Raw genomic sequence first — 24,207 nt, forward strand, 5'->3', positions numbered from 1 at the left:
AGAGCACCGGCGGCGAGCAGCCGATCCGAGGCGACCTGCGCCGCCCAGCCCTTCACGAAACCGGACGGGTGCCACCGATCGCGCGCCCCGACCGCGCCACACGCACGTCCCGCGCCCTCTCGCGCCCTTCGGCGTCGAGCTCCTCGCCCTTTGAGTCGAGCTCCTCGCGCCCTTCGGCGTTGCCGCCGTCCGCTCGGACCGCCGACTCATGTTTCGTCTTGACTACGGTCTTGTTATCGATAACAGTAAGCATCAACGTAGCTCTATTCCTGCGCCATGCCGGCTCTGATCCGCGCCTCCCCGTCGAGGTCGAACGATCTCCGGGACGTGGCGGAGGGTGCTGTTAGCGATCACATCGACAGTCTGGCCAAGGTGCCGACCAGCGATGCGGATGCCGGCTGAGATGGTCCGGTGCCTCAGGCCAGCGAAGGAGGATCATGATTTCCATTGGACGGGTTCCCCGGGGAGCGCCGCGCCGACGCGGACGATTGTCACTGCTCGGCGCGGCCGTGGTGGCGGTGGTGGTCGGTGCGGCCCTCGCTGCCGTCGCCCCGTCGCCGGCCTCGGCGGCGACCGTGGACACCAACGCCTGGTACGTGTTGGTCAACCGCAACAGCGGCAAGGCCTTGGACGTGTACAACCTGGCCACGAACGACGGTGCCCGGATCACGCAGTGGACCCGGAACAACGGCAACCAGCAGCAGTGGCAGTTCGTCGACTCCGGTGGTGGCTACTACCGGGTCAAGTCGCGGCTCTCCGGCAAGGTGCTCGACGTCTCGGGCTTCTCGACCGCCAACGGCGCGAGCATCGTGCAGTGGAGCGACACCAACGGCACCAACCAGCAGTTTCGGTTGGCCGACTCCGACGGCGGCTACGTCCGGCTGATCAACCGGAACAGCAACAAGGTGATGGAGGTGCAGGGCGCCTCGACCGCCGACGGCGGCAACATCGTGCAGTACGACGACTGGAACGGCACCAACCAGCAGTGGCAGTTCGTCCGCGTCGGCGGCGGGACCGACCCCACCACACCGCCGCCGACGACCCCGCCGCCGTCGAACGGCACGTTCTCCAACCCGGCCATCTGGCAGGACTTCGCCGACGTCGACATCATCCGGGTGGACAACGTCTATTACCTGACGTCGTCCACCATGCACTACTCGCCCGGCGCACCGGTGCTGCGCTCGTACGACCTGGTGAACTGGGAGTTCGCCGGTCACGCCGTGCCCCGGCTCGACTTCGGCTCGAAGTACGACATGAGTGGCGGCAACGCGTACGTCGACGGGATCTGGGCGTCGACGTTGAACTACCGGCCGAGCAACCGGACGTACTACTGGGCCGGGTGCATCGACTTCGCGCAGACCCACATCTACACCGCGTCCGCCGTCGACAGCACCTGGAGCAAGCACACCACCATCCCGAACTGCTACTACGACGCCGGCCTGCTGTTCGACGACAACGACACCCCGTACATCGCGTACGGCAACGGCACCATCAGCGTCGCCCAGCTCTCCGCCGACGGGAAGTCCCAGGTCCGAGCCCAGCAGGTGTACCAGACGCCGTCGAGCATCGGCACGCTGGAAGGTGCCCGCTTCTACAAGCGCAACGGCGCCTACTACATCTGGCTCACCCGCCCGGCCAACGGCCAGTACGTGCTCAAGTCGACGAACGGCCCGTTCGGCCCGTACGAGCAGCGGCAGGTGCTCCTCAACCTGCCCGGCCCGATCTCCGGTGGCGGCGTGCCGCACCAGGGCGGGCTGGTGCAGACCCAGAACGGCGACTGGTACTACATGTCCTTCGTCGACGCGTACCCCGGTGGTCGGATGCCCGCCCTGGCGCCGATCACCTGGACCGGCGACGGTTGGCCGGTGCTGCAGACGGTGAACGGCGCGTGGGGCAGCACGTACCCGAAGCCGAACCTGCCCGCCCCGCCCCGGGCGGTCAAGCCGCTGACCGGCACCGACACGTTCGCCGGCACCACGCTCGGCCCGCAGTGGGAGTGGAACCACAACCCCGACAACAGCAAGTGGTCGGTCAACAACGGGCTGAACCTGCAGACCGCCACCGTCACCGGTGATCTGTACAAGGCGCGCAACACGCTGACGCACCGCATTCAGGGCCCCACCTCGACGGCCACCATCGAGTTGGACTACTCCACGATGCGCGACGGTGACCGCACCGGTCTGGCGGTACTGCGCAACTCGTCCGCCTGGATCGGAATCCGACGCGACAACGGGTCGACCCGACTGGTCATGCAGAACGGCCTGACGATGGACGGGAGCTGGAACACCACAAGTACCGGCAGCGAGGTGGCGAGCACCGCCGTCTCCGGTGGTCGGATCTGGTTGCGGGCCAACGCCGACATCAGACCGGGATCCGGCCGGCAGGCCCGCTTCTCGTACAGCACGGACGGGGTCAACTTCACCTCGTTCGGCAACGCCCTGACCCTGGCGAACAACTGGCAGTTCTTCATGGGCTACCGGTTCGCCATCTTCAACCACGCGACCCAGGCGCTCGGCGGTGCGGTCACCTTGCGCCGGTTCGACCTGACAACACCGTGACACCGCTCACACAACCAATGGTCTGACCAGCGGCGCTGGCGGACACGTGCCCGCCGGCACGTCGAGTCGGCGCCACCGCTGGTCCTCGCCGGCCTGCTCCGCGCTCTGTCCAGGGGCGTAGGGCAGGTCGGCGTGCCATCGCGCATCGACGGAGTACGACACTCGGTCGCGTACTCCAGGCGGGGGTTGGGATTGTGCGTCACTGCTGCGTTGCGCAGCCCACCGATAGGCATGCCGTGTTTGGGGCAGTGGCTGGCGTAGACTGTCGGCGATCCAGCGCTGGTCACCTGGGATTCAGCACCGGCGTGGTGGCTGAGCGAGGGGGATCGGGCCGGGCCGCTCCAGTCGACGTCGACGGGCCGCGGGCCGGAGATGTAGCGGGGGGAGCGAAATGGCCGTCCACGGTCCCGCGATGACGGATGTTGCTCGTCTCGCCGGTGTCTCCCATCAGACGGTGTCGCGGGTGCTCAACGGGCACCCCAACGTCCGTGAGCAGACCCGGCTCCGTGTGCGGGCGGCGATCGCCGAGCTCGGCTACCGCCCCAACGGCGCGGCACGCGCGCTGGTGACCGGTCGATCGCAGGTCATCGGCGTGGTCGCACAGAACACCACGCTCTATGGTCCGGCATCCCTGCTGGCAGCGTTGGAGCAGACCGCCGCCCAGGAGGGTTTCGCGGTCAGTGTCGGCAGCGTCCGCAACCTCGACCACCGGTCCATCTCGGCCGCCGTCGAGCGGCACCTGTCGCACCGGGTCGCCGGCATCGTGGTCATCGCGCCTGTCGAGTCGGCCGGTGAGGCGCTGGAGCGTCTGCCGAAGGACGTCCCGCTGGTCACCGTCGACGGTGACCCGAGCCGACCGGTGCCGTTGGTGACCGTCGACCAGGTAGCGGGCGCCCGTGCGGCGACCCAACATCTGCTCGATGCGGGGCACCGCACCGTCTGGCACGTCTCGGGGCCCTCCGACTGGTTCGACAGCGTCGGTCGGATCGACGGATGGCGGGAGGCGCTGCTGGCCGCCGGCCTGGTGCCGCCGCCGCTGATGCCCGGGGACTGGTCAGCGTCCTCCGGTTACCGGTGCGGGCAGATGTTGGCGCGGATGCCGGAGGTCACTGCGGTATTCACCGCCAACGACCACCTCGCGCTGGGCGTGCTGCGGGCGTTGCACGAGTTCGGCCGGCGGGTGCCCGACGACATCAGCGTGGTCGGCTTCGACGACGTGCCGGAGGCGGCGTACTTCATCCCGCCGCTGACCACCGTCCGTCCGGATTTCGACGCGGTCGCGCGGGCGAGTCTGCAGATGCTGCTGGCGCAGATCGAGTCGGGCACCGGTGGCGCGTTGCGGCAGACGGTCGCCCCGACCCTGGTCTCCCGCGAGAGCGTCGCCCCACCGCGTCGCTGACGTCCGGGTCCACCGCGTCGCTGACGTCCGGGTCCACCGCGTCGCTCCGGTCGATAAGACCGCACTCAATCGCTGGGCGATCTTAGTTATCGATGAGCGGCAATGCGGTGCGGTCAAGGTATTGAACCTCGTGAAATGTGACCGTAACATGATGGACGTCTCTGTTAACGCTAACAACAATTGGCGTCCAGCTATCGGCCCATCGACCGGAGATCGTAGTCAGGGGCGGGCGCCACCGACAAGGAGGCTCGATGAACCGCATCACTCGAGGTCGACGCTGGGGGAGCGTACTGGCAGCCGGTCTGCTCGTCGCCGGCGCCTTGGTCGGCCTCCGCGCCCCCGCGGCGCAGGCGCTCGACAACGGCGTGGCGCGTACTCCGCCGATGGGTTGGAATTCGTGGAACTCGTTCGGCTGCAACATCAACGAGGCGCTGATCCGCAGCACGGCCGATGCGATCGTCAGCAGCGGGATGCGCGATCTGGGCTACCAGTACGTCGTGGTCGACGACTGCTGGTTCAACCCGAACCGGGACTCCTCCGGCAACATCCAGGGCGACCCGACCCGGTTCCCCAGCGGAATGAAGGCGCTCGGCGACTACCTGCACGCCCGGGGCCTGAAGTTCGGTCTCTACCAGGTGCCGGTCGACAAGACCTGCGCGCAATACTTCGGCTCCTACCCCGGTGCCACCGGTAGCCGGGGCCACGAGGTGCAGGACGCAAACCAGTTCGCCGCCTGGGGTGTCGACTTCCTCAAATACGACTGGTGCTCGCCGGAGGGCAGCATCAACGACCAGGTGGCCACCTTCGCCAAGATGCGCGACGCGCTGGCCGCCACCGGCCGACCGATCGTCTACAGCATCAACCCGAACAGCATCCACGCCAAGACCGGCCCGCAGCGCAACTGGGGCGACGTGGCCAACATGTGGCGGACCACCGAGGACATCACCAACGCGTGGGACACCGGCCAGACCAACGGCTACCCGATGGGCATCCAGAACATCATCAACGTGACAGTTCCACTCGCCTCCTACGCGCGCCCGGGTGGGTTCAACGACCCGGACATGATGGAGGTCGGTCGTGGCGGCATGAACGACACGGAGATGCGCAGCCACTTCGCGATGTGGGCGATCATGGCCTCGCCGTTGATCGCCGGCAACGACGTCCGGAACATGAACGCCGCGACGCAGACCATCCTCAAGAACGCCAACCTGATCGCGATCAACCAGGACTCCCTCGGGTTGCAGGGAACGCAGGTGTCGTTCGACGGTACGCGTCGGGTGCTGGCCAAGCGGCTCGCCAACGGTGACGTCGCCGTCGCGCTGTTCAACCAGGGCTCCTCGACGACGACCATCTCGACCACGGCCTCCGCGATCGGCAAGTCCGGCTCGTCGTTCACCCTGGTGGACGCATGGACCGGTGGCACCAGCTCCAGCAGCGGAACGATCAGCGCCAGCGTCCCGGCGCACGGCACTGTCGTCTACCGGGTCAGCGGTGGCGGGACGACCCCGCCGACGACTCCGCCGCCGACCACGTCGAGCGCGTACGCCAGCGCCGCCTCCAACCGCTGCCTGGACGTGCCGAACAGCAACACCACCAACGGCACCCAGCCGGTCATCTGGGACTGCAACGGCGCGGCCAACCAACGCTGGACGCGTAACGGTCAGACCCTCCAGGCCCTCGGCAAGTGCCTGGACGCACCGACGAACGCGGCGGCCGGCTCCAAGGTGCAGATCTGGGACTGCAACGGCGGGACCAACCAGCAGTGGAACATCAACGCCAACGGGACGATCAGCGGCGTCCAGTCCGGGCTCTGCCTGGACGTCAACAACAACGGCACGGCCAACGGCACCACGGTGATCCTGTGGAACTGCACCGCGGCGGCCAACCAGCGGTGGTCGCAGCGGTAGTTCCCTGAACCGCCGCTTCTGTCGGTGCCCGCGGACGACTAGCGTCGTCCGCGGGCATCGGCGTGTGGAGCGTCGGACCGACCTCGGAGAGTTGTCGTACCCTCACTCCGGGCCGATTGACCGCATGGCTACGCTCGCCTGGATGCTCCGTTACGAGACCGTGACACCGGTATTTCGAACCAGGTGTTGACGCAACCTATGTGAGCGCTAACACTACCCGAAAGATGACAGTTGCCCCGGCAGTCGGCGGGGGAGTCCAGAGAGGAGAACCCCGTGCGCAGGAAATTCCTGGTTGCTCTCGGCAGCGCGGCGCTGGCGCTGAGCCTTGCGGCGTGCAGTGGCGAGGGAGCGGGCAGCGGCGGCGACAAGAGCGGCGAGAAGCCCAGCGACCTGACCATCGGCGTGTCGATGCCGACCCAGACCTCGGAGCGGTGGATCGCCGACGGCAACGCGGTGAAGTCCAAGCTTGAGGCGAAGGGCTACAAGGTCGACCTCCAGTACGCCGGCGACGACATCCCCACCCAGTCGCAGCAGGTCGACCAGATGATCACCCAGGGTGCGGATGTCCTGGTGATCGCGGCGATCGACGGCACGGCGCTCAACAGCCAGCTGCAGGCCGCCGCGGCCGCGAAGATCCCGGTCATCTCCTACGACCGGCTGATCCGCGGCAGCAAGGACGTCGACTTCTACGTCAGCTTCGACAACTACAAGGTCGGCGTCGCCCAGGGCACCGCCCTGCTCGTCGGCCTCGGCCTGCTGAACAAGGACGGCTCGAAGGGCACGGCCAAGGGCCCGCTCAACGTCGAGCTCTTCGCCGGCTCGCTGGACGACAACAACACCCAGTACTTCTACGGCGGTGCGATGGACACGCTGAAGCCGTTCATCGAGGCCGGCACGCTTGTCGTCAAGTCCAAGCAGACCACGCCCGAGCAGATCGCCACCCTGCGGTGGCAGCAGGAGACCGCGCAGAAGCGGATGGAGAACCTGCTGACCTCGAGCTACAACGACGGCGCGAAGGTCGACGGGGTGCTGTCCCCGTACGACGGCATCTCCCGGGGCATCATCACCGCCCTGCAGAACGCCGGCTACGGCACCGGCGCGAAGAAGCTCCCGGTCGTCACCGGCCAGGACGCGGAGATCGCCTCGATCAAGCTGATCAACGACGGCGTGCAGAACTCCACGGTCTTCAAGGACACCCGACTGCTCGCCGAGCAGGCCGTCAACGCGTCCGAGGCGTTCCTGCAGAAGAAGCAGCCGCAGGCCAACGACACCCAGACGTACAACAACGGCGTCAAGGTCGTCCCGTCGTACCTGCTGCCGATCGCCACGGTCTACAAGGACGACATCAAGGCCACGCTGATCGACTCGGGCTACTGGACGGCGGAAGAGGTCGCCGCCGGCCAGGCCAAGAAGTAAAGCCACTCGTCGGGCCCGGCGGTCTCCGCCGGGCCCGACGCCGTGGCGTACCGCGTCCGACCTGACAGAGGACAGTGACCATGGACGACACCATCCTTGAGATGCGCCGCATCACGAAGACCTTCCCCGGCGTGACCGCGCTGGAGGACGTCACCCTCGCCGTCCGGCGCGGAGAGATCCACGCCATCTGCGGGGAGAACGGCGCCGGCAAGTCAACCCTGATGAAGGTGCTGTCCGGCGTCCACCCGTCCGGCTCGTACGACGGTGAGATCCTCTTCGACGGCAAGCCGATGCAGTTCCGGGGCATCCGCGACAGCGAAGCCAACGGCATCGTCATCATCCACCAGGAACTCGCCCTGGTGCCGTACCTGTCGATCGCGGAGAACATCTTCCTCGGCAACGAGCGGCGTGGCCGCAGCCGGCTCATCGACTGGAACCTGGCCAACGCCGAGGCGGCAAAGCTGCTGGCGTCAGTCGGGCTGCACGAGAACCCCGTCACCCCGGTCATCCAGCTCGGCGTCGGCAAGCAGCAGCTGGTGGAGATCGCCAAGGCGCTGTCGAAGCAGGTGAAGCTGCTCATCCTCGACGAGCCGACCGCCGCGCTCAACGACATCGACTCCGCTCACCTGCTCGACCTGCTGCGGGCACTCCGCGACCAGGGCATCACCTGCATCATGATCTCGCACAAGCTCAACGAGATCATGGCCATCGCCGACGCGACGACCGTCATCCGGGACGGACGCACGGTCGAGACCCTCGACATGAAGTCCGACGACGTGACCCAGCAGCGGATCATCCGAGGCATGGTCGGACGGGACCTGGACAGCTTCTACCCCGACCGTGAGTCGTCCCCCGGCGAGGAGGTCCTCCGCATCGAGGACTGGACGGCGCGGCACCCGGTCCAGGACCGGATGGTCGTCGAGGGCGTCAACCTGTCCGTGCGCGCCGGTGAGGTCGTCGGCATCGCAGGCCTGATGGGCGCCGGGCGCACCGAGCTGGCGATGAGCGTGTTCGGTCGGTCGTACGGGCGCGACATCAGCGGCCGACTGTTCGTGCGCGGGAAAGAGGTGCAGGCGCGTACCGTCGCCGAGGCCATCGACAACGGCATCGCGTACGTCACCGAGGACCGCAAGCACTACGGCCTCAACCTCATCGACGACGTGCGGCGCAACGTGTCCGCCGCCGCGCTGGACCGCCTGTCCCGGTTGGGCTGGGTGAACGGCAACGAGGAGATCAAGGTTGCCGAGGCGAGCCGCCAGGAGATGAACATCCGGACGCCCAGCGTCATGGCGGTGGTCGGCAAGCTCTCCGGCGGCAACCAGCAGAAGGTCGTGCTGTCGAAGTGGCTGTTCACCGACCCGGACGTGCTGATCCTGGACGAACCCACCCGCGGGATCGACGTCGGGGCCAAGTACGAGATCTACACGATCATCAACCGGCTGGTGGCCGCCGGCAAAGCAGTGATCGTCATCTCCTCCGAGCTGCCGGAGTTGCTCGGGATGTGCGACCGCATCTACACCCTCGCCGCCGGCCGGATCACCGGTGAGATGCCGGTGGCCGAGGCGACTCAGGAGAGCCTCATGGAGCTGATGACCAAGGACAAGGAGCTCGTCGGATGACCGACATCAAGACCCCTTCGACGGAGCGCCCGACGCCCCCGGACAGCGCGCCCGCCGCCGCCCTGCACAGCGGGACGAGCGACCTACGCGCGTTGGTGTTGAACAACCTGAGGCAGAGCGGGATCTACGTCGCCCTGGTCGTCATCGTCGGGCTCTTCGCGATCCTGACCGACGGGGTGCTGCTGAGCCCCGGCAACATCACCAACATCGTCCTCCAGTACTCGTACATCCTGGTGCTCGCGATCGGGATGGTCATCCTGATCATCGGTGGCCACATCGACCTGTCGGTCGGATCGGTCGTCGCGCTCACCGGGGCGGTCTCCGCCGTCCTGGTGATCCAGCAGGGCCACCCCTGGTGGATCGGCGTCCTGGCGGCACTGGCCGTCGGCATCGCAGTCGGCGCCTGGCACGGCTTCTGGGTGGCGTACGCCGGCATTCCGGCCTTCATCGTGACCCTGGCGGGCATGCTGCTGTTCCGGGGCCTCACCCTGCGGGTGCTCGACAACATCTCGCTGTCGCCGTTCCCGGCCGAATACCAGAAGGTCGCGGCGGGCTTCCTCAACGGCCTGCTCGGCGGAAACGGCTTCGACGCCTTCACCTTGCTGATCGGCGCCGTCGCGGTGGCCGGCTACGCGGTGAGCGGTTTCCGCACCCGCGTGGCGCGTATCCGCTACCAGCAGCACGTCGAGTCGTTCCCGCTGTTCGTCGCCCGGGTCGTGCTGGTCGGCGCGGTCATCATGTACTTCGCCTGGCAGCTGGCCCACGCCCGCGGTCTGCCGATCGTGCTGATCATCCTCGCGGTCCTCGTGCTGGTCTACGGCCTGGTCACCCGGCGTACCGTCTTCGGTCGCCAGGTCTACGCGATCGGCGGCAACCTGTCGGCGGCGGCGCTGTCCGGGGTGAAGGTCCGGACCGTCAACTTCTGGATGTTCGTCAACATGGGCTTCCTGGCCGCCGTGGCCGGTGTCATCTACTCCTCGCGGTCCAACGGCGCCCAACCCGCGGCTGGCAACATGTTCGAGCTGGACGCGATCGCCGCGGCTTTCATCGGCGGCGCGGCGGTCACCGGTGGCGTGGGCACCGTGGTGGGTGCGATGGTCGGCGGTCTGATCATGGCGGTGATGAGCAACGGCATGCAGCTGATGGGCATCGACCAGTCGACCCAGTCGGTGGTGAAGGGCCTCGTCCTGCTCGTCGCAGTCGCCTTCGACGTCTACAACAAGCGTCGGGCCGGCACGGCCCGCTGACGCCTGGACCGTACGCACGTGTGCCCCTGCCCGTTCCGCGGGTGGGGGCACACGTCGCTTGGCGGGGTGCCGTCCCTTGCGGTGCCGTTCCTTCAGCGGTGCCGAGGCCGGCTGTCCGACCCGTTTCGGCCGCGGGCGTCGCACACGGCCGGATGCTGGCAGTGGGATGCCGGAACTGGCTCGCCGGGTTCGGGTCCACCCCTCCCGGTGCGGCGCTGTAGAGCTGCCCCACATATGGGCCGCGACCCCGCGCGAAGGGCTTGACCGGGACCGGCCCTGCGGTCGTGTCGCGGTCGTCGCGCGTGCGGCCGGCACACCTTCGGTGTGGGTGACATTCCTGTGCTGTGGGCGGGTGGTCCTGGTCCTCGTGGGGCGTCGACCCCCGTGCGGTGGTCCGGGGCTGGCCCGTCGCGCGTTTGTCCGGGGCTGGCCCGTCGTGCGTGCGTCCGGGGCTGGCCTGCCGTGGTCCGTCCGGGGTGACCTACCGCGCGGCCGTCGCGCCGACCCGCCGTCCGGGTATCCGTGGACGGGCCCACCGTCTGGCCGTCTGGGGAGCGGTCGGCGTCGTTGGACGTGGCATTTTCCGTAGATCTTGGACAGTTTCCGTTCGCGCTGAACGGAAACTGTCCAAGATCTCGCCCTGCGCGGCGCGGATGACCGTGATCGAGGGGGCCATTTCGATTGGCTGCCTGGTATATCCCTTTCCGGAGCGACCGCCAGTTGAACCGCAGCCGCCCCACATGTGGGGCAGGTCTACAGCGAGCCGTGCAAGTCATCACCGCCCACCGCTACCCCGGTGTGGGGCGCTCGCCGGACTCCCGCGCAAGGGCTCGAGGTCATGCGGCCCGAGGGCACGTCGTGGGCCGCAGGGTCACGGGGTCACGGGGCCCTGTGGTCACAGCGCCGCAGGGCCGCGGGGCCCGGCCCGAGAGCCGGAGCCGGGGCCGCGGGCGTGCGCGTGGAGCGCGGGCGTGGGGTGCGGGCGTGGGGTACGGCGTCCAGGGTGGGCTTGGGTCGTGGGGGAGGGGCGGGAGGAACGGGTGGGAGGGGATCCCGCTGCACCGCGAACGGTGCAGCGGGATCGCGCGGTCAGTGGCAGTTGCCGGTGCCGCTGTCGCTGTAGGTCTGCCCGGCCACCGGCACGAACTGCCAGTCGTAGCTGCCGGAGTGCAGGGTGAACTTCAGAACGCCCCACGCCGAGCTGTTGCGGGCCTCGCTGTTGGGCTGGATGGTGCCGAAGCCGTAGTGGCTCGCGCCACCCATGCCGGCGACGAAGCTGCGCAGACCCCGACTGGCGTCGGCGCCGCCGGAGGGGTTCATCGGCGCGAACCGCTCGTACACGTGGTTGTGGCCCCACACCACGACGTCGGCGTTGTAGTCGTAGAGCGCCTGGTACAGCGGGCGCGTCGACGTCGACGGCGCGTGGTTGGAGCTGGACGTGAACAGCGGGTGGTGCCAGTACGCCAATGTGCACGGTTTGCTGGTGGCGGCCAGGTCGGCACGCAGCCACTGCTCCTGCGTCGAGCCTGCCGACATGCTGATGTTCGAGTTCAGCGACACGATGTGCCAGTTGCCGAGGTCAAACGAGTAGTAGCCGCGGCCGCTCGGGCCGGCGGACGTACCGAAGTAGTTGTAGTAGCCGGTCGCGCCCGACGTGTTGTAGTCGTGGTTGCCCGGCGACGGGCGGGTGCGGCTCTTGTGCCGCCCCCAGGTGGGCTCGTAGTAGTTGCTGAACTGCGATGCGGTGCCGCTGTCGTACACGTTGTCGCCGGTGGTGAAGACCGTGCCGGAGATGGTGTCGAGCAACGCGGCAGTGGCGCTGTCGCCGGAACCGGAGTCGGCGATGTCACCAGCGCCGACGAACACCGGGTCGCCGGACGGAGGGGTCGTGGTCCCGGTGGTGACCACCAGTTGCGGGGCGTCCGCGCCGCTCTCGCGGGTGTCGTAGTACGCGCCGTCACCGCTGGTGGAGGTCGCACCGAAGCTGTACGTGCCGTTGCCGGTCACCGCAGCCGTGACGTCGACCTCGTACCAGGTGTTGCCGCTGACCGCGCCGACCGTGCCGAGCGTGGCGCCGTCGATGGTCGGCTGGTTGTTCCAGGTGGTGCCGGTCTCCGACCAGGTCGTGTTGGACATCCGGCGGAACGTGCCGCCGGCGTCGCTGCCGCTGTTGCCGCTGATCGTGCGCAGCCGCAGCTTGGCGCTGGTCACCGTGCCGCTGACGCCGCTCACCGTGAAGCGCAGGAACGAACGCCGTACGGGGGAGTTGTCGACCACGATCTGCGTGGACGTGCCGTAGTTGGTGGAGGCCGTGTCGCTCTGGACGTAGGTGTCGGCGACCGGCGTGAACGTCACGCTCGCCGCCGACGCCGAGCCAGCGCCGGTCACGACGACGGCGGCGGTCGCGGCGAGGACCACCGTGACCACCCCCAGCGTCACCGACGGACGGGGGAATCGAATGTCCATCCAGGACTCCTTCACATCGTGGGAAGAGCGCAAGGAATGTAGGAGAGTCGACGGTCCGAAGGGCCACGGTCGTATGAACAGTACGCTCAGGCAGTGAAACATCTCGATGTTTGTCGTATGTTCACCCGACGCACGTCTGGCGGTCCCCGACGGACCCTTGCCGCCTCTCCGCTCAGTCGCCACGATGGCTGACCGTCAGCTTCCGACCTGAGGAGATGCTCGTGTACCTGTCGACCGTCTCCCGACCGGTCGCCGACCGACCGGAATCGGGGTCACCGGAATCGGGGCCGCGGCGCCGGCGGTTGGCGATGGTCAGCGGCAACGTCGTAGCGCTCGGCACGGTCAGTCTGATCACCGACGTCTCGGCCGAGATGGTGGCCGCCGTCCTCCCGCTCTATCTGGTGCTGGGCCTGCAACTCAGCCCGGTGGCGTTCGGCGTGCTCGACGGCGTCCACACTGGCGCGACAGCGCTGCTGCGGGTCGTCGGTGGCTACGCCGCCGACCGGTTCCAACGGCGCAAGCTGATCGCGGGCCTCGGGTACACCCTCTCGGCGGTCGCGAAGCTCGGGCTTCTGCTCGCCGGCCGGTCGATACCGGCGATCGGCGCCGTGATCGCCGTCGACCGGCTCGGCAAGGGTGTCCGCAGCGCCCCGCGCGACGCCCTGATCACGCTCTCCACCCCACCCGAGGCGTTGGGTCGGGCGTTCGGGGTGCACCGGGCGATGGACAGCTTCGGAGCGTTCCTCGGGCCGCTCGCCGCGTTCGCGGTTCTGCTGGTCGTCGGGCAGTCGTACGACGCGGTGTTCGTCACCAGCTTCTGCGTCGCCGCCCTGGCGGTGGTCGTCCTCGTGCTCTTCGTCCGGGAGCGGCCACCGGGTGAGGTGAAGGGCGAGGTGAAGGGCGAGCCGAAGGTCTCCGTCCGGGAGGCTCTCGGGCTGTTCCGTGGCGGACCGGCCCGTCGACTCGTGCTGGCCGCGGCGATGCTCGGGCTGGCCACCATCGGCGACGGTTTCGTCTACCTGCTGTTGCAGCGTCGGGAGGACCTCGGCCTGCGCTGGTTCCCGTTGCTCGCGGTGGGCACCAGCCTGGCCTACCTGCTGCTCGCCGCCCCGCTCGGTGTCCTCGCCGACCGGATCGGCCGACTGCCCGTGGTGATCGGCGGCTACACCGCCCTCGGCGCCACGTACCTGCTGCTGGCCGGCCCGGTCGACGGTTGGCCGCTGATCGTGCTGACGCTGACGCTGTACGGCGCGTTCTACGCGGCCACCGACGGCGTGCTCATCGCGCTCGCTGGGCCGGTCCTGCCAGCGCGGCTGCGGACCACCGGGATCGCTCTCGTGCAGACCGGGCAGGCCCTGGCGTACCTCGTCTCCTCGGTCCTGTTCGGTCTCGCCTGGCAGGCGTTCGGGCCGGACACCGCGATTCGCGCGGCGGCCGCAGCCGTCGCCGGGGTCCTGGTCCTCACGCTGCTTCTGCTGATCTCCCCGTCCCGACTGACCACTCGGAAGGTGCCCCGATGACCGCGATGTCGACCCGGGCGAAACTCGGCGTGGTGACCGCCTCGGCTGTGCTGCTGGGCGGTGTGGCGGCCGGCTACGTGGCCACGGCGGCGGAAACCGCACCGACGCCGCCTCCCGCCACCGGCGACCAGGCGGTCACCCTGACATCCGGCCCGCGCCTGCTGGCGATCACCGACCGGCACGTCTCGACCGTCGCCGCGGCCGACCCCAGCGGGCCGCGTACCGTCGCCGGTCTGGAATGCCTCCGGGTGTACGCCGCCGCCGGCACCGGCGTCTGCCTGAAGCCGGAGACCGCGTGGTCGTACCAGATGGTCGTGCTCGACGCCGCGTTGCGCGAGACCCGGACGATCAGCGTGCCGGGTCTGCCGAACCGGGCCCGGGTCTCGGCCAGCGGACGGATGGTCTCCTGGACGACGTTCGTCGGCGGCGACTCCTACACCTCCAGCGGCTTCTCCACCCGCACCGGAATCCTCGACACCCGCAGTGGTGCCACTGTCGCCTCGCTGGAGGAGTTCGCGATCACGAAGGACGGCCGGCGCTACCGCCACCCGGACGTCAACTACTGGGGTGTCACCTTCACCGCCGACGACAACCGCTTCTACGCGACCATGTCGACCGGGGGCAAGAGGTACCTCGTCCGGGGTGACGTCGCCGCCCGCACTGTCGAGACGATGAAGGAGAACGTCGAGTGCCCGTCGCTGTCACCGGACGGCACCCGGCTCGCGTTCAAGGAGGCCGTCGACGCCGATCCGGTGAAGGGCTGGCGGCTCTCGGTCCTCGACCTGGCGACCATGCGGGTCACCGCGACAGCCGAGACGACGAGCGTCGACGACCAGGCCGCCTGGCTGGACGGCGGCACGCTGGCCTACACGCTGCGGCAGGACGACGGTCGGCCGGACGTGTGGAGCGTCCCGGCGGACGGGTCCGGCGCGCCGAAGCTGGTGATCCCCGGCGCCGAGTCGCCGTCCCCGCTGACCTGACGGTCCGGCCTCGTCGGGCGGTCAGGACACCTGACCGCCTTGGCGCGGACAGCATTCCGTCATGTGGGATTCCGCGCCGCACCCATCGCCGTTCATCGACGTTCTCGAGGCTGCTGACCATGACAAGGCTCAGCCGTCGCATCTTCGTCCTCAGTGGACTCGCCGCCGCCGGAGTGGCGGTGACACCCCGTCAGGGTGCCCGCGCCGCGGTGCCGTACCCCTTCAAGCTCGGTGTGGCGTCCGGTGACCCGGCGCCCGACAGCGTGGTCCTCTGGACCCGGCTGGCACCATCACCGCTCAACGCCGACGGGCAGGGCGGCATGGCCAACGCCGACGTGACAGTCGAGTGGCAGGTGTCCACCACCGACCGGTTCACCTCGCTGGTCGCCTCCGGCTCGGTGGTCGCCCGCTACGCCGACGCGCACTCGGTGCACGCGATCGCGGGAGGGCTCGCCGCCGACTCCGACTACTACTACCGGTTCCGGGCCCAGGGCCAGATCTCGCCGGTCGGGCGGACCCGGACCGCCCCGGCGCCCAGCTCCTTCGGCCGCGACCTGGTGATGGCGTTCGCGTCGTGCGCGCACTACGAGGCCGGCTACTACACCGCGTACCGGCGGATGGCCGAGGACAACCCCGGGCTGATCCTGCACCTCGGGGACTACATCTACGAGGGTGGTGTCAACACCTCGGCGGTGCGGCAGCACGTCGGCGCCGAGGTCGTGTCGCTGGCCGACTACCGCCGCCGGTACGCGCTCTACAAGTCCGACCCGGACCTGCAGGCAGCGCACGCGGCAGCACCCTGGCTGGTGGTGCCGGACGACCACGAGGTGGAGAACAACTACGCCAACATGGTCCGCAACGACAGCAGCCCCACGCTGACCGCCGCGCAGTGGACCGCACGGCGGACCGCCGCGTACCGGGCGTACTACGAGAACATGCCGCTGCGACCGGCCTCCGCTTCGAGCGGCAACAGCATCCCGCTGTACCGACGCGTCCGGTGGGGACAGCTCGCCACCTTCCACATGCTCGACACCCGGCAGTTCCGCGACGACCAGGCGTGCGGCGACGGCTGGAAGGTGTGCGCCGACGCGGACCTGACCTCCCGGTCCCTGACCGGGGCGAGCCAGGAGGCGTGGCTGCTCGACGGGTTGGCCCAGCACTACGGCACCTGGGACATCCTCGGCCAGCAGGTCTTCTTCGCCCGTCAGTTCGACGCCGCAGGGGCGGCCAGCATGGACGCCTGGGACGGCTACCGCGCCTCCCGCAGCCGCATCCAGACCGGCTGGCAGCAGCGCGGGGTACGCAACCCGCTGGTGCTCACCGGCGACGTCCACAAGTCGTGGGCGAACGAACTCAAGGCCGACTACGCCAACCCGTCGTCCGCGACGATCGGCACCGAACTGGTCTGCACCTCGATCACCTCCGCCGGCAACGGCACCGGCAGCACCACCATCCCGAACGCGGCGACCAACCCGCACCTGAAGTTCCACTCGGACCGGCGAGGCTACGTGCGTACCACGATCAGTCGCAGCCAGGTCCGCGCGGACTTCCGCGCGCTGAACACGGTGACCGAGCACGACGCGGCGGCGTCCACGGTGCGTTCGTTCGTGATCCTCGACGGCCAGCCCGGCCTCCAGGCCGGGTAAGGGAGAGCCACCATGACCGCGATCACCGCACTGCTCACCGCATCCCTGCTAGTCCCGAACCTGGCACCGGCCCCGACCGCCATGACCGCCGAGGCGGTCACCTGGACCACCGCGAACAGTGTCGCCACCGGCGACCAGGACCTGCCCTCCATCGCCATGAACCGCAACGGTCAGGTCGCTGTGGTGTGGGAAGACGACCGGGACGGCAGCGCGCCCGAGGACGACACCCACAGCGAGATCTACCTGCGACTGTTCCGCGACGGCACCCCCGGCTACGAGCTGAAACTCTCCAACGGCGGCACCAGCGGGGCCGCCTGGCGGCACATCAGTCCGGACGTCGGGCTCGACGACAAGGGCAACGCCGTGGTGGTCTGGGCCGCCGACGGCGACGGCAACGGCGTCTACAACATCCAGTACCGGGTGGTCTCGCCGACCGGGGCAGTGCTCGGCTCGGGTCAGGCCAACGCCTCCGACGCCGGTCAGCAGATCTGGCCGAAGGTCGGCGTCGACCCGGACGGCTCGCCCACCAACGCCGCCGTCGGCTTCACCGTCGTCTGGGAGGACGTGCAGGGAACCGCACCCGCCACCGTCAAGGCCGCCGGTTTCACCGCGCCCACCACCAAGGGGTACGAGGTGACGGCCTCGCAGACGACCGGAACGCACCACCGTCCCGACGTGGCGGTGTCGGCGTCCGGGGAGGCACTTGTGGTCTGGGACGAGGACGCCGACGCGAACGGGTCGTACAACATCGGGCTGACCCGGCTGGCCCGGTCGAACGGCGCGGTGGTGCTGTCCCGGCGGACGGCCAACGCGCAGAGCGGCGGCCAGCAGCAACGTGCCTCGGTCGCGGCGAATTTCGCCGGTGACTTCACCGTCGGCTGGGAATCCGACCACACCGGCACCCGGGGTGTCTGGGCCCGGTCGTTCACCGCGGCCGGCGCGGCCCGGCACGGGGAGGTCGAGGTCTCCACCGGTACCGGCGCCATCGTGCCCAGCGTGGGCATCGACGACCAGGACAACGCCGTGGTGGGCTGGGCCGTGTCGGGCGCCAACCCGGACGTCTGGGCCCGGGGCCTCAATCCCGACGGCACTGTCGACGGCCGGCTGGCCGCCCAGGCGCTGAGCCAGACCACGACCGGGCGCCAGGAACACGTCGCGCTCGCCGCGTCCCCGTGGGGAGAGGTGAGCGTCTGCTACACCGACGACAACGACGGGAACACCTTCGACCAGGTGCTCCTCGGCCTCGGTACGACGAACTCCACCTGGCTGATGTCCGCCGACGAACTGCGCCGACTGAAGGCGCGGGGCACCCCGACCCACTGAGCCGGCCGGGCCCGTTCAGCCTGCGTGGTCGGGCTCGTCGCCGACTCTCGCCACCCCGTCGTCCGCGCCGCCGGACGACGGGGTGGCCACGGCGCGCAGAGTTACCGACTGGTCGGTGTGGTCGACCTCGAAGAGCGTTCCGGCCGGGAAGCCGGCCAGCGTCTCGGGTGGCAACTGGATCGTGCCGTCGCCGGCCACCACGGCGAAGTCCCGCCCGTCCCGCCCCTCGGCCCCGACGCGACCGTCCCGGATCGTGACGGCGCGGCCCAACCGGGCACCCACCTCGCCGTCATGGGTCACCACGACCACTGTGGTGCCGCGCTCCGCGTTGACGGTGGCCAGCGCCGCGAGCACCTCGTCGCGACCGGACGCGTCGAGCTGGCTGGTCGGCTCGTCGACCAGGAGCAGCCCGGGCCCGGCCGCGAGCCCCTGCGCCAGAGCTGCCCGCTGACGCTGCCCCGGAGTCAGGTCGCCCACCCGCCGCGCGCTGGCGCCGCCGAGACCGACGAGGTCCAGGATCGCCTCCGGCGGATCGAGCCGGCGTCCGGCGATGCGTGCCGCAGGTCGCTGCGCCAACCAGACGTTGCGCGCCAGCGACACGTACGGCAGCAGGTTGCGTTCGGCGCCCTGGAGCACCGTGCCGACCGTGGCCCCGCGAAGGGCCGCCAAGCCCTTGGCCGAGAGCCGGGACAGCTCGTGGTCGCCCACGTGCACGCGCCCGGCGGACGGTTGCATGAGCCCGCCGAGGATCGCCACCAGAGTGGACTTTCCCGAGCCGGACGGCCCCACCAGCGCCAGCATTTCGCCCGGTGCGATCCGCAGGTCCACACCGGAGAGCGCGACGACGTCACCGGTGCCGGTGGGGTAGATGTGGATGAGCCGGTGGCAGGTGACGGCCACGCCCCCGCCCGGCCGCGCGGCGGTCGTCGGCTCCTGCGGCTCGATGGTCATCGGCTGCTCCGGCGACGCACCGAGGCGGCGACGACCCGACCGAGCACGAGCGCGGTGAGGGCGAACAGCGTGATGGTCGGCACCGTGAACAACAGCAGCCGGCCGACGTCCGGCCAGTCGGGCAACGGGACCGGCGAGCGGCCGTCACTGAACAGGCGCTGCCCACCCCGGGTGAGCAGCCAGATCATCACTGTGACGAGACCGCCCGACACGGCGGCGACGGCGACCGGCCACCCGTAACCGCCCCGCACCGCTCGTGGCGGCAGCCCCTGCCGGCGCAGCGCCACCAACATGGCCACCCGGGTACGCTGCTCGGCCGCCGCCATCGCGACCAGGCCGGCCGCCCCGATCAGCACCCCGGCCAGCGCGGCGAACAGGTTGAAGCGCAGGGCCAGCGCGGCACCCTGCCGGTCGAATTCCTGTCGTACGGCGGCGGTCGTCCGATCGGCTGTGATGACCAGACCCTGGGCGCGAAGCCGGTCGAGGACGTCGGCGGGTGCCGACGACGTCAACCAGACCTCCTCACTGCCGTTCTGGCTGGCGACGGCGAGGCGATCCGCGTACTCCAGGTCGACGACCAGACCGGTGCCACCAAGTCGCGGCAGCCGATCGGCCAGGCCCTGGACGGATGCCGTGGTCGGTGTGCCGTCGACGCCGTCGTACGGGTGGGCCCCGCCGAGCGGGGTCCCCGTCGATCCGGTCAGGTAGCCCGGCAGCGGAAACGGCGCGTCGACGACACTGATGCCGGCCGGTGTCGCCCGCCGGTTCTCGTCCACGGTGAGGACCATCGCCGTGGTCGTCGCGCTCGCGCGGGTGGTGCTCGTGTCAGACAGCCGCCACCGCGTCAGGTCGGCGAACTGCGCGCCGGTCAGCACCACCATCTCGCGTCCGCCGTCCTCGTCGCTGCTGCGTAACTCCTCGAAGTGGACCTCCAGTTGGCGGGAGACCACTGGAGCGACGATCTCGATCTTGATCAGACGGCATTCCTGCGCGCACTCGGGCACCTGGAATGGGTAAGCCTGGCGGACGGGCTCGACGTCCTTGAGGGAGGCGACCACCCGGGTGCCGTTGGCACTGGCTACCGTGACCGCGAGGCGAACCTTGTTCCCGGCGAAGGCCTCGGCGTCGAAGCTGGCGGAGAGGACCATGTCGAGCAGTTGCCCCCGGAAGTACACCGGCTCCCCGGGCGCGGCCGGGTGGATCTTCCGCGCGACGTCCGTCAGGGACACGCCGTAGGACGGATGCGGCGCGGCCACCGTCGCCAGCCGGTCGGCGTCCACAGCGAGTAGCGGTGTGCCGGCCGCGGAGGACACGCTCGTCACCACTGCGGCCATCGCGAAGCGACCCTCGGGATCGGCCGTCCGCACGGCCTTCAACAGGTGCGAACGGGACGTCGCGTCGACCTGGACCACGCGCGGTGCGCCGACCTCGACAACTGCCCGGTCGGTGTAGGCGGCCGAGGCGACCTCGCTCGTCGCGGCGGTGAAGGCGAGCATCGCGACGACCACTGTGAGAAGCGCGATCAGGGGCCGGAAGCGGGGTTGTCGGGCCACCTGCACCAGGGCGAGACCGGTGGCCGTCCGCCCGCGCGCCAGGAGCGCCGCGCCTGCCGCCGCGCCGATGATCATCGCGACCCGGGCCAGCAGCACACCTGCGGCGAGCGCCCCGGCGACCGGTGCCACCAGGGCCAGTCCGCTGGGCGATCCGCCGGAGCGCAACTGCACCACGGCGGCCACGGCGACGGACACCGCGACGACGTCACCGATGGTCGCCCGCCAGCCGCGGGTCCGGGCGGGAACCCGCCGCAGCAGGTCGACGACCGACCCGGACAACATCCGAAGCTGGGCAAGCAGCACCGCGGCGAGCGCGCCGACCGCGCCGACGGCGGCGAAGCCGATCACGGTGGCGTCCACTGCGACGTCGGCCCGGGCCGGAAGGGTGTGCGCGGCGAGCAGTGTGGCGGCGGCGACGCCGCCCAGGCAGCCGAGGGGGATCGCGATCAAGACGGGTACGGCGTGCTCGCCGATCGCCAGCGCCCACAGCCGTCGGCGCTGCACCCCGCGGAGCAGGAGCAGGCCCTGCTCCGGTCGGCGCTGATCCGCCGCCGAACTGACCGCGACGAACAGGACCAGCCAGCAGAGCAGGACGAGCAGCCCGGCGCCCAGCGTCACGCCGTCGGCCAACTGCCCACGTTGCAGGGCCACTCGGTCGAGTAGAAGGGACAGGCTGCTGCCGCCCCCGAGGCCCGCGCTGCTCCCGTCCCGCGTCACCACCGCGACAGCGGTCCGCAGGTCCGAAGCGGAACGGGTGTCGAGCAGGTGCTCGGTGACGTAGAGGTCGGCAATCGAGCGATGCAGGATCGCATCGTCGTCGGTCAGGGGCGCGGCCTCGGCGGTGAAGATGGCGTCCTCCGCGCTCCCCACGGCCGGAGTGCTGGACGGGCCCGCCGCGGCGGGCCGAATGTATTCCGCGCCCAGCCAGAACGGATCTGTCACGTCCAGTGGTTGGTAGACGCCGGCTACCCGCACCGGCACCACGCCGAAGGTGAACTGGTCGCCGACGGCGACACCGAGACGCGCGGCGGTCTGGGTGCTGACCATGACCTCGGGGGCCTGCCCCCGTGGAGTGGCCCGGGGGCAGGCGCCGGACAGGGTGACCCGCTCGCAGACCCCCGCGCGGAAGACCAGGCTCGAGGTCACCCTTCCGGAACGGCCGGCGGCGACGCCGCTGCTCTGCGCACCCAGGACGACCTCGAACCCGGCTGGCGTCAGCTGCCTCACCTTGTCGGCGAACGGGGTCCGCGCGGGGTCGCCGGGCATCCCCGGATATTCGACGGGTTCGGCGAGTCGCAGCCGAAGCTCGTTCGGCGTTGCCCTGGACGCCTCGTAGCGGGCCAGGGCCTGGCCGGCGGCGGCGACATAGCTCGGCGCGGCCGCGGCGGCCGCGCTCGCGAGCACAGTGAGCAGGAGCACCGCCAGGGCCTGCACCCGGCGGGCCGCGATCGCGCCCCAGATGACGGTCAGCATTGGTGCCGAGGGTATCGGCCGGGCCGACGGCCCGCCGTCCCGTGCGAACGCACCGAGCCCTGTCGGTTGTCGGGGCTCCTCAGTCGCGCAGGACCTCCGCCCGACCCTCGACGAGGTGCAGCTCCGCTTCGCAGGCGGCGGCCACCTCCGGGTCGTGGGTGGCGAACACGACGGCCGCGCCCCGCCGCGCCTCGTCGTGCAACAGGTCCAGAACGCGTTGCCGGTTGCCCGCGTCCAGCTCGCTGGTCACCTCGTCGGCGAGCAACACGCCTCCGCGCAGGGCCAGGCCGCGGGCGACCGCGGTCCGCTGCTGTTGGCCACCGGACAGCTCTTCGACGAGTTGGTCGGCCTGGCCGGCGAGGCCCAGCAGATCCAGCATCGCGGTGGTCTGCCGACGGGCCTCGGGTGGCGTCACGCCGTCGGCCACGAGCGCCACCTGAAGGTTCTCGGCGGCGGTGAGGATCGGGGCCAGACCGTTGTCCTGCGGGACGAGGACGATCCGGTGCTCGACCGCGTGGTCGCGATCGCGCAGCGGCTGCCCGTCGACGCGCACCACTCCGTCGCGTGGGCGCAGCAGCCCGGCCATCGCGTTGAGCAGGGTGCTCTTGCCGGCACCGGACGAACCGGTCAGCGCCAGGATCCGGCCGGGGCGGACCGTCACCGACACGTCCCGGAGAACTGTTCGATCCTCGCCGTAGCCGACAGACATGTCGTGGATGGTCAACATCTGCACCCGCCCTCCCCGTACCGCGTCCGCAGAGTGCCACGCCCGACGGAATCGCACAATCCTCGTCGAGGCGGCCCGCGCTGCACGGGCTTGCCTCGTCGTCAGCCGGTCCGTGCCCGTCCCGCCAGCCTCTCGTAGCTGACGATCGTGGTGAGCAGAGCCGCGAGCAGCCCCAGGGCGGCCAACGCGGGGAGGACCCGGGCCACGGGCACCAGCAGGAGCAGCACGATGACCGCGACGAGTTGACTCGGCGGCGTACGCACTGTCAGCCGGAGGAACAGGAAACGGCCGACAAGATAGAGCGCTACCCCGCCGTAGAGCACTGTCGCCGGGGCCCAACCCATCGAAACGGCGTTGTCGTCGCCTGGTCGTGCCTCGTCGGCCAGACCGTCGAGACACAGGTGGATGCCCAGGGCGAAGGAGACGACCCCGGCGACCATCGGCAGGTGCGCCAACGTGTACGCGTCCGACGCCAGCTGTTGGCGGCGTCGGGAGCGCGGTGAGGCCGCCGTCAGCGCCTCGGCGGCGGCCGGTGCGCCGCCCACGAAGTAGAGCCACCACAGGCACACGGTCGCGGCGAAGCTGAGCACCGAGGCCAGCAGCACCGGCCAACCGATCACGACGGAACCCACGCCCGCGCCGGCCGACAGCAGGGACTCACCGAGCACGATGATCAGCACCAGGCCGTGACGTTCGGCGAAGTGTGACCCGCTGCGGACCTCGCCGAAGCTGGCGGCGGTGGCGATCCGGCCGCCGCCGTAGTCGACGAGGAACGCGACGGTCCACAGCACGGTCTGCGCGGTCCCACCGAGGACGGCTCCCAGCAGCAGCGGGATCCAGGCGAGGGTGGTCGTCACGGCGAAGCGCCAGGCCTGCCGGCGGTACTGCGGGTTGCCGGATGAGGCGTAGAACATCAGGGTGAGGTGCAGGCCGCGGACCACGAGGTAGGCGATGGCCAGGGTGAGCGGTGGGCTCAACGTGCCGTCGTGGCGCTGCCAGGCCTCCGGGATCACCAGCGCGGCCACGAAGATGGCGGCCATCGCCGCGAGCATCCCGGCCAGCACGAGCCCGGTGTCCGCGCGTACCTGGTTGCCGAGCCACGCGTAGCAACTCCACGCGTACCAGAACCAGAGCAGGAGCAGCAGCCCCTGGTACAGGGTGAGCGGCCCCAGCGACTCCGCCATGAAACCGATCAGCCGGGTCAGCGCGAACACCAGGACCAGGTCGAAGAAGATCTCGAAGGTCGTGGCCCGGTGCGCCTCCTCGACCGGCACCGGCCGGGACCGAAGGGCGCGGCTCATCGGCTCATCCTCGCCGGTCGGTCACCCTGCCCGGCGGACGATGCGCGAAATCGGGGTCTGTAGAAAACCTTCGACAGCCGCGTTGACTTCGATGATTTGCTACACAACAATCGGCGTCAAC

General features: G+C 69.9%; 15 protein-coding genes. 10 read left to right on the top strand and 5 right to left on the bottom strand.

Going from position 1 to position 24,207, the window contains the following annotated elements:
* The first annotated feature begins 437 nt into the window (after nt 1-437).
* The 6 genes from ACWCO3_RS01705 to mmsB all read left to right on the top strand — a co-directional run bounded on the left by ACWCO3_RS01705 (nt 438) and on the right by mmsB (nt 10,146).
* The gene (locus ACWCO3_RS01705; protein WP_450007946.1) at nt 438-2,558 is read left to right on the top strand and encodes an RICIN domain-containing protein; all 2,121 of its coding nucleotides are present in this window, start codon (nt 438-440) and stop codon (nt 2,556-2,558) included.
* 412 nt (nt 2,559-2,970) lie between these two features.
* Entirely contained in the window at nt 2,971-3,957 is a 987-nt protein-coding gene (locus ACWCO3_RS01710; protein WP_208745066.1) for a LacI family DNA-binding transcriptional regulator, read from the top strand.
* A 251-nt stretch (nt 3,958-4,208) separates the two neighbouring features.
* Nucleotides 4,209-5,864 carry a glycoside hydrolase family 27 protein gene (locus tag ACWCO3_RS01715; protein WP_145784521.1) on the top strand — a complete coding sequence of 552 codons (1,656 nt, stop codon included), beginning with the start codon at nt 4,209-4,211 and terminating at the stop codon, nt 5,862-5,864.
* A gap of 273 nt (nt 5,865-6,137) precedes the next feature.
* Complete coding sequence (gene chvE, locus ACWCO3_RS01720; RefSeq protein ID WP_145784518.1) at nt 6,138-7,280, top strand: multiple monosaccharide ABC transporter substrate-binding protein; 1,143 nt, start codon at nt 6,138-6,140, stop codon at nt 7,278-7,280.
* 80 nt (nt 7,281-7,360) lie between these two features.
* Nucleotides 7,361-8,899: a multiple monosaccharide ABC transporter ATP-binding protein gene (mmsA, locus tag ACWCO3_RS01725; protein ID WP_358162981.1), complete on the top strand. Its 1,539-nt coding sequence runs from the start codon at nt 7,361-7,363 to the stop codon at nt 8,897-8,899.
* Entirely contained in the window at nt 8,896-10,146 is a 1,251-nt protein-coding gene (gene mmsB / locus ACWCO3_RS01730) for a multiple monosaccharide ABC transporter permease (protein ID WP_088990622.1), read from the top strand. Before mmsA ends, mmsB begins: the two co-directional genes overlap by 4 nt.
* A 1,089-nt stretch (nt 10,147-11,235) precedes the next feature.
* Here mmsB and ACWCO3_RS01735 read toward each other — a convergent pair.
* Nucleotides 11,236-12,612, bottom strand: a complete 1,377-nt coding sequence (locus ACWCO3_RS01735) for a CBM96 family carbohydrate-binding protein (RefSeq protein WP_145784514.1) — start codon at nt 12,610-12,612, stop codon at nt 11,236-11,238.
* Between the two features lie 221 nt (nt 12,613-12,833).
* Here ACWCO3_RS01735 and ACWCO3_RS01740 point away from each other — a divergent pair, with 221 nt between their 5' ends.
* From ACWCO3_RS01740 to ACWCO3_RS01755, 4 genes are all read left to right on the top strand, one after another.
* Nucleotides 12,834-14,132 carry an MFS transporter gene (locus ACWCO3_RS01740; protein WP_450007951.1) on the top strand — a complete coding sequence of 433 codons (1,299 nt, stop codon included), beginning with the start codon at nt 12,834-12,836 and terminating at the stop codon, nt 14,130-14,132.
* Complete coding sequence (locus tag ACWCO3_RS01745; protein WP_450007953.1) at nt 14,129-15,112, top strand: TolB family protein; 984 nt, start codon at nt 14,129-14,131, stop codon at nt 15,110-15,112. Before ACWCO3_RS01740 ends, ACWCO3_RS01745 begins: the two co-directional genes overlap by 4 nt.
* A 119-nt stretch (nt 15,113-15,231) precedes the next feature.
* Nucleotides 15,232-16,758, top strand: a complete 1,527-nt coding sequence (locus ACWCO3_RS01750; protein WP_450007955.1) for an alkaline phosphatase D family protein — start codon at nt 15,232-15,234, stop codon at nt 16,756-16,758.
* Nucleotides 16,759-16,770: 12 nt separating this feature from the next.
* A complete protein-coding gene (locus tag ACWCO3_RS01755; RefSeq protein ID WP_450007957.1) occupies nt 16,771-18,081 on the top strand; it encodes a hypothetical protein in 1,311 nt (436 codons plus the stop codon).
* A 15-nt stretch (nt 18,082-18,096) separates the two neighbouring features.
* On the opposite strand, the gene ACWCO3_RS01760 is transcribed toward ACWCO3_RS01755, so the two are convergent.
* From ACWCO3_RS01760 to ACWCO3_RS01775, 4 genes are all read right to left on the bottom strand, one after another.
* On the bottom strand, nt 18,097-19,032 hold the full coding sequence (locus tag ACWCO3_RS01760; protein WP_450007959.1) for an ABC transporter ATP-binding protein: 936 nt from the start codon (nt 19,030-19,032) through the stop codon (nt 18,097-18,099).
* The gene (locus tag ACWCO3_RS01765; RefSeq protein ID WP_450007961.1) at nt 19,029-22,058 is read right to left on the bottom strand and encodes an FtsX-like permease family protein; all 3,030 of its coding nucleotides are present in this window, start codon (nt 22,056-22,058) and stop codon (nt 19,029-19,031) included. The genes ACWCO3_RS01760 and ACWCO3_RS01765 overlap by 4 nt, the downstream gene beginning before the upstream one ends.
* 79 nt (nt 22,059-22,137) lie before the next feature.
* Nucleotides 22,138-22,785 carry an ABC transporter ATP-binding protein gene (locus tag ACWCO3_RS01770; RefSeq protein ID WP_145785785.1) on the bottom strand — a complete coding sequence of 216 codons (648 nt, stop codon included), beginning with the start codon at nt 22,783-22,785 and terminating at the stop codon, nt 22,138-22,140.
* A 101-nt stretch (nt 22,786-22,886) separates the two neighbouring features.
* Nucleotides 22,887-24,086: a low temperature requirement protein A gene (locus ACWCO3_RS01775; protein ID WP_145784499.1), complete on the bottom strand. Its 1,200-nt coding sequence runs from the start codon at nt 24,084-24,086 to the stop codon at nt 22,887-22,889.
* Nucleotides 24,087-24,207 lie beyond the last annotated feature (121 nt).

Source organism: Micromonospora sp. NPDC002411, assembly GCF_053592955.1.